Origin of the sequence: Vibrio ezurae NBRC 102218, from assembly GCF_000467185.1 — a bacterium.
Lineage (GTDB): Bacteria > Pseudomonadota > Gammaproteobacteria > Enterobacterales > Vibrionaceae > Vibrio > Vibrio ezurae.
In genome coordinates, this window is the sequence record NZ_BATM01000046.1 from 1 (window position 1) to 12,438 (window position 12,438).

Sequence of the window (12,438 nt, forward strand, 5' to 3'; positions counted from 1 at the left end):
CCGTTGGTGCTGGCGTTGTTGCTAAGATTTTCGATTAATAATTGACGAAATCTAAACAAAAGGGCATCATTTGATGCCCTTTTTCTGCGCTATTGTTTATGATGGGAAGGTAAATTGCTTTTATTGTCATTAAACAAGCGAAGGATTTTAAGAATTTTCATTTCTATTGGGGGTTTTATAGCCCGTATTGGAAAGAGAGTTCTGAAGGAATGTGCTGATTTACAGCATTAATGAATATGCCCTGCAACAGCGGGGTTATTGTCGTCTATAGTAAGACTTGTCACAGGTTAGTTTATGAAAGCAAATGCAGAAACTCCTGATAGCTCAAGTGCAGCAGACATCTTCAAGTGGATTGTCGTTTTTGCTCTGCTAGCCGCTGCTGTTGTAGGTAATCATATATATGGTGAAATGTCTGTAGTAATTCGCGCTGCGAGTGTTGTTGCATTAATTGCAATCGCTCTTGGTGTGGCAGCTACGACCACCAAAGGTAAAACAGCGATCGTCTTTGCTCGCGAATCTCGTATGGAGATCCGCAAGGTTGTTTGGCCAACTCGCCAAGAAACTATGCAAACGACTTTGATCGTATTGGCTGTAAGTATTGTTACGGCTCTAGCGCTTTGGGGCATTGACGGAATTATGGTTCGTCTTGTTTCTCTAGCGACTGGAGTGTGAGGGTTTAATTCATGAGTGAAGCACCAAAGAAACGTTGGTATGTGGTTCAGGCTTTTTCTGGTTTTGAAGGTCGCGTAGCTACTTCCCTTCGTGAACATATCCGAATGCATGATATGGAAGACTTGTTTGGCGATGTACTAGTTCCAACTGAAGAAGTTGTCGAAATGCGTGCAGGTCAGCGTCGTAAAAGCGAACGTAAATTCTTCCCAGGCTATGTGCTTGTTCAAATGATCATGAACGATGAATCATGGCACCTTGTGCGTAGCGTTCCACGCGTTATGGGCTTTATTGGTGGAACTTCAGATAAACCTGCACCTATCACAGACAAAGAAGCTGACGCTATCTTGAACCGTCTTGAGAAAGCTAGCGAAGCTCCTCGTCCTCGTACTATGTACGAAGCGGGTGAGGTTGTTCGTGTTAATGACGGTCCTTTTGCTGACTTCAACGGTACTGTTGAAGAAGTGGATTATGAGAAGAGTCGCCTAAAAGTGTCGGTATCGATTTTCGGTCGTGCGACGCCAGTAGAACTCGAATTTGGTCAAGTTGAAAAAGTTGACTAAAAAATAGGCTTTAGGGCTTGTTTGGGGCGTGAATTGTATCTATAATTCGCGCCTCTTTACTTCTTTATGTGAAGTAAAGCGTTTTAATACAACGGGGAGCTGGCCGAATGGCAGCGTTACTACCCAAAATTAGGAAATATCATGGCTAAGAAAGTTGAAGCTTATATCAAACTGCAAGTTGCAGCAGGTATGGCAAACCCGTCGCCACCGGTTGGTCCTGCTCTAGGTCAACACGGTGTGAACATCATGGAATTCTGTAAAGCGTTCAACGCAAAAACAGAATCTGTTGAGAAAGGTCTACCAATCCCAGTTGTTATCTCTGTATACAACGACCGTTCTTTCACGTTCGAAACTAAGACTCCACCTGCTGCAGTTCTTCTGCTTAAAGCAGCTGGCATCAAGTCTGGTTCTGGTCGTCCGAACACTGAGAAAGTTGGTACTGTAACTGACGCTCAAGTTCAAGAGATTGCAGAAACTAAAGCTGCAGACATGACTGGCGCTGACATCGAAGCGATGAAGCGTTCTATCGCGGGTACTGCTCGTTCAATGGGCCTAGTGGTAGAGGGTTAAGACAATGGCAAAACTTACTAAGCGTATGCGCGTTATTCGCGAAAAAGTTGACGTTACTAAAGAGTACGAAATCAACGAAGCAGTTGCTCTTCTTAAAGAACTAGCAACAGCTAAATTCAATGAAAGTGTTGACGTTGCTGTTAACCTTGGCATTGACGCTCGTAAATCAGATCAGAACGTACGTGGTGCAACTGTACTACCTCACGGTACTGGTCGTGAAATCCGCGTTGCTGTGTTCACTCAAGGTGCAAACGCAGAAGCTGCTAAAGAAGCTGGTGCTGACATCGTTGGTATGGAAGACCTAGCTGAGCAAGTTAAAAAGGGCGAAATGAACTTTGACGTTGTTGTTGCTTCTCCAGATGCAATGCGCGTTGTTGGTCAACTAGGTACTATCCTAGGTCCACGCGGTCTAATGCCAAACCCTAAAGTTGGTACTGTAACTCCTAACGTTGCTCAAGCGGTTAAGAACGCTAAAGCAGGTCAGGTTCGTTACCGTAACGACAAAAACGGCATCATCCACACTACTATCGGTAAAGCATCTTTCGAAGCATCTCAGCTTCAAGAGAACTTAGAAGCACTTCTTGTTGCTCTTAAGAAAGCTAAGCCATCTTCAGCGAAGGGTGCCTTCCTGAAGAAAGTAAGCATCTCTACTACTATGGGTGCTGGTGTTGCTGTTGATCAGGCTAGCCTGAACACTCAAGCAAGCTAATCTTGCTTAGGCGCGAAATTAGTGTATAATCTCGCGCCTAATATTTGTGGTTGGGGCTAACTCAAACATTTCGATGTAAGAGTAAGTCTCCGTCCAAGACCGTAGGCGTTACAGGCTATTTATTGGTGATGTAACTTAATAGTAAACCTACGTAGATGGTGCCCGAACTGACAGAAAGCAAACTTGCAAAAGATTGCCTTTCTTCTGGGACTGCACCGTTTTTACTCTCACCAATTTTGGTGAGTGGTGTAACGACAACCAGGAGTAAATCCAAAATGGCTTTAAACCTTCAAGACAAAAAAGCAATTGTTGCTGAAGTCAACGAAGCTGCCAGTGGTGCACTTTCTGCAGTTGTAGCTGATTCTCGTGGCGTTACTGTTGGCGCGATGACTTCTCTACGTAAACAAGCTCGTGAAGCTGGTGTTTACATGAGAGTTGTTCGTAACACTCTAGCACGCCGTGCAGTAGAAGGTACTGATTACGAGTGTCTATCTGACACTTTTACCGGTCCTACTCTAGTTGCATTCTCTAATGAGCACCCAGGTGCTGCAGCGCGTCTTTTCAAAGACTTCGCTAAAGAGAACAAAGATTTCGAGATCAAAGCTGCTGCATTTGAAGGCGCGGTTACTGACGCAGATGTATTAGCGACTCTACCAACTTACGACGAAGCTATCGCACGCCTAATGATGTGCATGAAAGAAGCTTCTGCAGGCAAGCTGGTACGTACTATCGCTGCACTACGCGATCAAAAAGAAGAAGCAGCGGCTTAAGCCTTGCTTTTTACTGGTTGCAAAATAAACTTATTGTTGACTTAAAAGAGAATTGTTATGTCTATTACTAACGAGCAAATCCTAGACGCAGTTGCAGAAATGTCTGTAATGCAAGTTGTTGAGCTTATCGAAGCTATGGAAGAAAAATTCGGCGTATCTGCTGCAGCTGCAGTAGTTGCTGGTGGCGCAGCTGGCGGCGACGCTGCTGAAGAGCAAACTGAATTTGACGTAATCCTAACTGCAGTTGGCGGAAACAAAGTTTCTGTAATCAAAGCAGTACGTGGCGCGACAGGTCTTGGCCTGAAAGAAGCTAAAGGTCTAGTTGATGGTGCTCCTGCACCGCTTAAAGAAGCTGTTTCTAAAGAAGAAGCAGAAGCTCTTAAAGCTACTCTAGAAGAAGCTGGTGCTTCTGTTGAAGTTAAGTAATTATTACTTGATTTCTTAGCCGAATGGCTAATGGCTGGTGGTTTATTAACCACCGGCCTTTTTGCGCTGTAGGGTTCTGGCGTTTTTTCACTGTTTCGTCGCCTTAATCCGAGCAAAACCAATACTCTATTTCCTTTGAGTATTGTTACTTTAAACAGTCGTTAGTCTCTGTCTTTTATTTTGTGCAAATAATCGACAGTTGGGTCACTTATCAGCGAGCTGAGGAACCCCATGGTTTACTCTTATACCGAGAAAAAGCGCATCCGTAAGGATTTTGGTACTCGTCCACAAGTATTGGACGTTCCATACCTGCTATCGATCCAGCTTGATTCTTTCGATAAATTCATCGAACAGGATCCTGAAGGACAATACGGTCTAGAAGCTGCTTTTCGTTCTGTTTTTCCAATTCAGAGCTACAACGGCAATTCTGAGCTGCAATACGTTAGCTACCGTCTTGGTGAACCAGTATTTGATGTTAAAGAATGTCAAATCCGAGGTGTCACTTATTCAAAACCGCTGCGCGTTAAGCTGCGTCTAGTTGTCTTCGACAAAGACGCACCAGCTGGTACTGTAAAAGATATTAAAGAACAAGAAGTCTACATGGGTGAGATTCCACTCATGACTGACAATGGTACCTTCGTGATCAATGGTACCGAGAGGGTTATCGTATCCCAGCTTCACAGAAGCCCTGGTGTATTCTTCGACAGCGATAAGGGTAAGACTCACTCTTCTGGTAAAGTTCTATATAACGCACGCGTTATTCCTTACCGTGGTTCATGGTTAGACTTTGAGTTCGATCCAAAAGATAACCTGTTTGTCCGTATCGACCGTCGTCGTAAACTTCCTGCGTCTATTATCCTACGTGCATTGGGTAAATCGACTGAAGAGATCCTAGATCTGTTCTTCGAAAAAGTACGTTTTGAAGTTCAAAACCAAACTCTAATGATGGAGTTGGTACCAGAGCGTCTGCGTGGCGAAACTGCTTCTTTTGATATTGAAGCAAATGGTAAAACTTACATTGAAGCTGGCCGCCGTGTTACAGCTCGTCATATCCGCAATCTTGAAAAAGATGGCGTTGAGTACATCGAAGTACCTGTTGAGTACATCGTTGGTAAAGTAGCTTCTAAAGACTACATTGACGAGAACACTGGCGAAATCGTTGTAGGCCCGAACCAAGAGTTCAGCCTAGAAAGCCTAGCTAACCTAGCGCAAGCGGGTCACTCTAAACTTGAAGTTCTGTTCACGAACGACCTAGATCACGGTCCATTCATGTCAGATACACTTCGTAGTGATAGTACAACTGACCGTCTATCTGCATTGGTAGAAATCTACCGCATGATGCGCCCTGGCGAGCCACCAACGAAAGAAGCAGCTGAATCTTTATTCGCAAGCTTGTTCTTCTCTGAAGAACGTTACGACCTATCAACGGTAGGCCGTATGAAGTTCAACAGCTCTATCATGCGTGAAGACGCTGGTGAGCAAGGTATCCTTGACGAAACCGATATCATTGAAGTGATGAAGAAACTCATCTCTATCCGTAATGGTAAAGGCGAAGTTGATGATATTGACCACCTTGGTAACCGTCGTATTCGCTCTGTAGGCGAAATGGCAGAAAACCAATTCCGTGTTGGTCTTGTTCGTGTTGAGCGTGCTGTTAAAGAACGTTTAAGCCTTGGTGACCTTGATGCAATCATGCCTCAAGACCTAATCAACGCTAAGCCAATTTCTGCGGCAGTGAAAGAGTTCTTTGGCTCTTCACAGTTGTCTCAGTTTATGGATCAGAACAACCCGCTTTCAGAAGTTACTCACAAACGTCGTATCTCAGCGTTAGGTCCTGGTGGTCTAACTCGTGAGCGTGCTGGCTTTGAGGTTCGTGACGTTCACGTTACGCACTACGGTCGTCTATGTCCGATCGAAACTCCTGAAGGTCCAAACATCGGTCTAATTAACTCACTATCTGCTTACGCACGTTGTAATGAGTTTGGTTTCCTAGAAACCCCTTACCGTCGCGTTGTTGACGGTGTAGTAACCGAAGATGTTGATTACCTATCTGCTATCGAAGAAGGTCAATACGTTATCGCTCAGGCGAACACCGTACTGACTGAAGACAACCTATTTGCTGACGAACTGATCACAGCCCGCTTGAAGGGTGAATCAGGTCTGCACCCACGTGAAAACGTGAGTTACATGGATGTCGCGACGAACCAGGTAGTATCTATCGCTGCATCGCTAATCCCATTCCTAGAGCACGATGATGCAAACCGTGCATTGATGGGTGCGAACATGCAACGTCAGGCAGTTCCTACACTTAAGGCTGATAAGCCTCTAGTAGGTACTGGTGTTGAACGCAACATTGCGGTTGACTCTGGTGTTACAGCGGTAGCGAAACGTGGCGGTATGGTTCAGTCTGTAGACGCATCACGTATCGTAGTTAAGGTTAATGAAAATGAATTGGTTCCTGGCGAAGCCGGCATCGATATCTACAACCTAACTAAATACACGCGTTCTAACCAGAACACTTGTATTAACCAACGTCCAACCGTGCTACCTGGCGAACCAGTAGCGAAAGGTGACGTTCTAGCAGATGGTCCTTCTACCGACCTTGGCGAATTGGCTCTTGGCCAAAACATGCGTATCGCATTCATGCCTTGGAATGGTTATAACTTTGAGGATTCAATCCTAGTTTCTGAGCGTGTAGTACAAGAAGATCGCTTTACTACTATCCACATCCAAGAACTGTCTTGTGTGGCGCGTGATACTAAGCTTGGTTCTGAAGAAATCACTGCTGATATTCCAAACGTAGGTGAAGCTGCTCTATCTAAACTAGATGAGTCAGGTATCGTTTACATTGGTGCTGAAGTTAAGGGTGGCGACATCCTAGTTGGTAAAGTGACGCCTAAGGGTGAAACACAGCTAACTCCTGAAGAGAAACTACTACGTGCAATCTTCGGTGAAAAAGCATCTGACGTTAAAGATACTTCACTGCGTGTACCTAACTCTGTTTCAGGTACCATCATTGACGTTCAAGTCTTCACTCGCGATGGCGTAGAGAAAGACAAGCGTGCTCTAGAAATTGAGCAAATGCAGCTTAAAGAAGCGAAGAAAGACCTTACTGAAGAATTCCAGATTCTTGAGGGTGGCCTTCTAAACCGTGTTCGCGCTGTATTGATCGCTGGTGGTTACTCAGAAGCGAAACTGGACACTATTAACCGCAAACAGTGGTTAGAACTAAATCTTGAAGATGACGCACTGCAATCTCAACTTGAGCAACTTGCAGAGCAATACGACGAGCTAAAAGCTGATTTCGATAAGAAATTTGAAACTAAGCGTCGTAAGATCACTCAAGGTGATGATCTAGCACCTGGCGTTCTTAAGATCGTTAAAGTTTACCTAGCGGTTAGACGTCGTATCCAGCCTGGTGACAAGATGGCGGGTCGTCACGGTAACAAGGGTGTAATCTCTAAGATCAACCCTGTTGAAGACATGCCTTACGATGAGAAAGGTCAACCGGTCGATATCGTTCTGAACCCACTGGGTGTACCATCACGTATGAACATCGGTCAGATCCTTGAAGTTCACTTGGGTCTAGCGGCTAAAGGTATCGGTGACAAGATCAACCAAATGGTTAAAGAGCAGCAGGAACTGGCTAAGTTCCGTGAGTTCTTACAGAAGGTTTATGATCTTGGTGATACTCGTCAAAACGTAGATATTGCTGAACTATCGGACGATCAAGTTCGTACGCTAGTGAAGAACCTACGTGGCGGTCTACCAATTGCGACTCCAGTATTCGACGGTGCTTCTGAGAAGAACATCAAGAAACTACTGAAACTAGGCGATCTACCAGAATCTGGTCAGCTTACCTTGTTTGATGGTCGTACCGGTGATGCGTTTGAGCGTCCTGTAACTGTCGGTTACATGTACATGCTGAAACTGAACCACTTGGTTGATGACAAGATGCACGCACGTTCTACTGGCTCTTACAGCCTAGTAACTCAGCAACCACTTGGTGGTAAAGCTCAGTTCGGTGGTCAGCGTTTCGGTGAGATGGAAGTATGGGCACTAGAAGCATACGGTGCTGCTTACACTCTACAAGAAATGCTAACCGTTAAGTCGGATGACGTGAATGGCCGTACTAAGATGTATAAAAACATCGTAGATGGTAACCACTCGATGGAACCAGGCATGCCGGAATCATTCAACGTATTGTTGAAAGAAATCCGCTCGCTAGGTATTAACATCGAGCTAGAAGACGAAGAGTAATTCTTTTCTTATAAAGAAAAGTGATTACTTGGTAAGAGGGCGCTCCTCGAGCGCCTTTTAACTCCTTGCAGGAGCTGACAGTGAAAGATTTACTAAACTTTCTTAAAGCACAACACAAGACTGAAGAATTTGATGCTATCAAAATCGGTCTTTCTTCACCGGACATGATTCGTTCATGGTCTTTTGGTGAAGTGAAAAAGCCAGAGACGATCAACTATCGTACGTTCAAGCCTGAACGTGATGGTTTGTTCTGTGCGCGTATTTTTGGCCCAGTCAAAGATTACGAATGTCTATGTGGCAAATACAAGCGTCTGAAGCACCGCGGTGTTATCTGTGAGAAGTGTGGCGTAGAAGTTACACAAACTAAAGTTCGTCGTGACCGCATGGGCCACATCGAGCTGGCGTCGCCTGTAGCTCATATTTGGTTCCTAAAATCACTACCGTCTCGTATCGGTCTACTAATGGATATCCCACTGCGTGATATCGAACGTGTTCTTTACTTCGAAATGTACGTAGTAACAGAACCGGGTATGACAGATCTAGAAAAAGGTCAGATGCTTACTGAAGAAGAGTATCTAGACAAGCTAGAAGAGTGGGGTGACGAGTTCACTGCTAAGATGGGTGCAGAAGCGATCAAAGATCTGCTTTCTACCATGGATCTTGTGCAAGAAGCTGAACTAATGCGCGAAGAGCTAGAAACGACTAACTCTGAAACTAAGCGTAAAAAAGTTACGAAGCGCTTGAAGCTAGTTGAAGCATTTGTTTCTTCGGGTAACAACCCAGAATGGATGATTCTAACTGTACTTCCAGTACTTCCACCAGATCTACGTCCACTAGTTCCACTAGATGGCGGTCGTTTTGCGACTTCAGATCTGAACGACCTATACCGTCGTGTTATCAACCGTAACAACCGTTTGAAGCGTCTACTAGAGCTATCAGATCCGGACATCATCGTACGTAACGAAAAACGTATGCTGCAAGAGTCTGTTGATGCCCTTCTAGATAACGGTCGTCGCGGTCGTGCTATCACAGGTTCTAACAAACGTCCTCTTAAATCTCTTGCTGATATGATCAAGGGTAAACAAGGTCGTTTCCGTCAGAACTTGCTTGGTAAGCGTGTAGACTACTCTGGCCGTTCTGTAATCACAGTAGGTCCATACCTTCGTCTGCACCAATGTGGTCTTCCTAAGAAGATGGCACTTGAGCTATTCAAACCATTCATCTACAGCAAGCTTGAGCTTCGTGGTCTAGCGACAACGATCAAAGCGGCTAAGAAAATGGTAGAGCGCGAAGAAGCAGTTGTTTGGGATATCCTAGACGAAGTTATTCGTGAACACCCAGTACTATTGAACCGTGCACCTACACTTCACCGTCTAGGTATCCAAGCGTTCGAACCTGTACTAATCGAAGGTAAAGCGATTCAGCTTCACCCACTAGTGTGTGCGGCATATAACGCCGACTTCGATGGTGACCAGATGGCGGTACACGTACCTCTAACTCTGGAAGCTCAGCTAGAAGCACGTACACTGATGATGTCGACAAACAACATTCTGTCGCCAGCGTCAGGTGATCCTATCATCGTACCTTCTCAGGACGTTGTATTGGGTCTTTACTACATGACACGTGACAAGATCAACGTGAAAGGTGAAGGCATGTACCTTGCTGGCCCTGAAGAGGCTGAAAAGGCATACCGCACTAAGACCGCTGAACTGCACGCACGTGTTAAAGTTCGTCTTACTGAAACCATCAAAGATGATGAAGGTAATCTGACTACCGAAACTAAGCTATTTGATACGACTGTTGGTCGTGCAATGCTTTGGCAGATCGTTCCTGCGGGCCTACCGTTTGAACTAGTAAACCAAAAACTAGGTAAGAAACAGATTTCTAAACTTCTTGATGAGGCTTACCGTAACCTTGGCCTGAAAGACACTGTAGTCTTCGCTGACCAAATCATGTACACAGGTTTTGCATACGCTGCACTATCTGGCGTATCTGTTGGTATCGATGACATGGTGGTTCCTCAAGCTAAGTACGATGAGATTGAGTCAGCTGAAGAAGAAGTACGCGAAATCCAAGAGCAATACCAATCTGGTTTGGTAACTGCGGGTGAGCGTTACAACAAAGTTATCGATATCTGGGCGTCTACCAACGACCGTGTTGCGAAAGCAATGATGGATAACCTATCTTCAGAAACTGTGATTAACCGTGATGGTGAAGAAGAACAACAAGAGTCTTTCAACAGCATCTACATGATGGCCGACTCCGGTGCTCGTGGTTCTGCAGCGCAGATTCGTCAGCTAGCCGGTATGCGTGGTCTGATGGCTCGTCCAGATGGTTCAATCATCGAGACGCCAATCACAGCGAACTTTAAAGAAGGTCTAAACGTACTTCAGTACTTTATCTCAACGCACGGTGCTCGTAAGGGTCTTGCGGATACAGCACTGAAAACAGCGAACTCCGGTTACCTAACGCGTCGTCTAGTAGACGTTGCACAGGACGTGGTAGTTCACGAACACGATTGTGGCACCCATGAAGGTGTTGAAATGATGCCTCATATCGAGGGTGGTGACGTTAAAGTTCCACTTTCTGAATTGGCTCTAGGTCGTGTTGTTGCTGAAGACGTTCTGAAACCAGGTACTGAAGAAGTACTGATCCCACGTAATACTCTAATTGATGAGAAGTGGTGTCAGGTAATGGACGAGAACTCTGTAGACCGAATGAAAGTTCGCTCTGTAGTTACTTGTGACGCTGACTTTGGTTGTTGTGCATTGTGTTACGGTCGTGACCTAGCACGTGGTCACCTAGTGAACCAAGGTGAGGCAGTTGGTGTTATCGCTGCTCAATCTATCGGTGAACCTGGTACACAGCTTACAATGCGTACGTTCCACATCGGTGGTGCTGCTTCGACAGCGGCTGCTGAGAACAGCATTCAAACTAAGAACGACGGTACTCCTTTCCTTCATAACGTTAAGTTCGTTGTGAACAAAGAAGGCAAACTAGTTGTGACTTCTCGTGCGTCTGAACTAACCATCGTTGATGCGTTAGGTCGTACGAAAGAGAAACACAAACTGCCTTACGGTACAGTTCTTAACATCAAAGAAAGCGATATCGAGTCTGCTACATTAGAGTCTGGATACGTAGTTGCTAACTGGGAAGCGCATACACTGCCAATCATCACTGAAGTGGCAGGTCGCATCCAGTACGTTGATATGATTGATGGCGTAACAGTTGCTCGTCACACTGATGACCTTACTGGTCTATCTTCAAGTGAAGTAACTGATGCTGCAGCACGTCCTGCTGCAGGTAAAGACATGCGTCCAGCTATCAAACTTGTTGATGACAAAGGTAACGATGTAATGATCCCTGGTACTGATATGCCAGCTCAATACTTCCTACCGGGTAAAGCGATTGTAAACATCGAAGATGGCGCTGAAGTTGGCGTTGGTGACACTCTTGCACGTATTCCTCAGAAATCTGGCGGAAACAAAGATATCACCGGTGGTCTACCACGCGTAGCCGACCTATTCGAAGCACGTAAGCCGAAAGAGCCTGCGATTCTTGCTGAGCACACAGGTACTGTGTCATTTGGTAAAGAAACGAAAGGCAAACGTCGCCTAGTAATCACTCGTGAAGGTGGAGACACTTACGAAGAGATGATTCCTAAGCATCGTCAGCTTAACGTATTCGAAGGTGAGAAGGTTGAACGTGGTGACGTAATCGCTGATGGTCCTGAGACTCCACATGACATCCTACGTTTACGTGGTATTCATGCTATGACTCAGTACATCGTTAACGAAGTACAAGAAGTTTACCGTCTACAAGGCGTTAAGATTAACGATAAGCACATTGAGACTATCGTTCGTCAAATGCTACGTAAGTGTACTATTACGCACACTGGTGACTCTGAGTTCCTACCTGGCGAGCAAGTGGAATACTCACAAGTTAAGATTGCTAACCGTGCCCTAGAAGCAGAAGGCAAAGAGCCAGCTGGCTTTGAGCGTGAGCTACTAGGTATCACTAAAGCATCTCTAGCAACTGAGTCGTTCATCTCTGCGGCATCGTTCCAGGAGACAACTCGCGTACTAACAGAAGCTGCGGTTTCTGGTAAGCGTGATGAGCTACGTGGTCTGAAAGAAAACGTAATCGTGGGTCGTCTGATCCCAGCGGGTACGGGTTTTGCTTACCACCAAGATCGTCAAGCTAAGCGTGAAGATCAAGCGGGTCCATCTGCTGAACAAGCAACGGATAACCTAGCTGCACTATTGAACGCAGGTTTCTCTGACGAGTAATCAAGGCTTTCTAGTGAATAGCAAAAAGGCACCTTAGGGTGCCTTTTTTAATGCCTGAAATTCAGAAGCTGTAGTGATACCAGTCGTACTAAATAATGGGTCATTCTCGCGTGTTAAAATACTCGATAACCGCGTTAGAATGTTTGATTGTAGAATAACGACTTATCGAACAATCCTGCCTT

The 12,438-nt window shown here is 45.3% G+C and carries 8 protein-coding genes; all 8 read left to right on the forward strand.

The genetic code is table 11. The annotated features are described in order from the left end of the window. Window positions 1-294: 294 nt before the first annotated feature. The 8 genes from secE (at window position 295) to rpoC (ending at window position 12,256) form a co-directional block, all read left to right on the forward strand. Entirely contained in the window at window positions 295-672 is a 378-nt protein-coding gene (gene secE, locus VEZ01S_RS13830) for a preprotein translocase subunit SecE (RefSeq protein WP_021714672.1), read from the forward strand. 11 nt (window positions 673-683) lie between these two features. Continuing rightward, window positions 684-1,232, forward strand: a complete 549-nt coding sequence (gene nusG / locus VEZ01S_RS13835; protein WP_021714673.1) for a transcription termination/antitermination protein NusG — start codon at window positions 684-686, stop codon at window positions 1,230-1,232. Window positions 1,233-1,373: 141 nt separating this feature from the next. Next, window positions 1,374-1,802: a 50S ribosomal protein L11 gene (gene rplK / locus VEZ01S_RS13840; RefSeq protein ID WP_021714674.1), complete on the forward strand. Its 429-nt coding sequence runs from the start codon at window positions 1,374-1,376 to the stop codon at window positions 1,800-1,802. 4 nt (window positions 1,803-1,806) lie between these two features. Further along, window positions 1,807-2,511 (forward strand): 50S ribosomal protein L1, encoded by a 705-nt coding sequence (rplA, locus tag VEZ01S_RS13845; RefSeq protein WP_021714675.1) that lies wholly within the window; start codon window positions 1,807-1,809, stop codon window positions 2,509-2,511. A gap of 275 nt (window positions 2,512-2,786) precedes the next feature. Then, window positions 2,787-3,281: a 50S ribosomal protein L10 gene (gene rplJ / locus VEZ01S_RS13850; RefSeq protein WP_021714676.1), complete on the forward strand. Its 495-nt coding sequence runs from the start codon at window positions 2,787-2,789 to the stop codon at window positions 3,279-3,281. 57 nt (window positions 3,282-3,338) lie between these two features. Then, a complete protein-coding gene (gene rplL / locus VEZ01S_RS13855; protein WP_021714677.1) occupies window positions 3,339-3,707 on the forward strand; it encodes a 50S ribosomal protein L7/L12 in 369 nt (122 codons plus the stop codon). 231 nt (window positions 3,708-3,938) lie between these two features. Then, window positions 3,939-7,967 carry a DNA-directed RNA polymerase subunit beta gene (gene rpoB / locus VEZ01S_RS13860; protein ID WP_021714678.1) on the forward strand — a complete coding sequence of 1,343 codons (4,029 nt, stop codon included), beginning with the start codon at window positions 3,939-3,941 and terminating at the stop codon, window positions 7,965-7,967. An 80-nt stretch (window positions 7,968-8,047) separates the two neighbouring features. Further along, a complete protein-coding gene (gene rpoC, locus VEZ01S_RS13865; RefSeq protein WP_021714679.1) occupies window positions 8,048-12,256 on the forward strand; it encodes a DNA-directed RNA polymerase subunit beta' in 4,209 nt (1,402 codons plus the stop codon). Window positions 12,257-12,438: the final 182 nt, after the last annotated feature.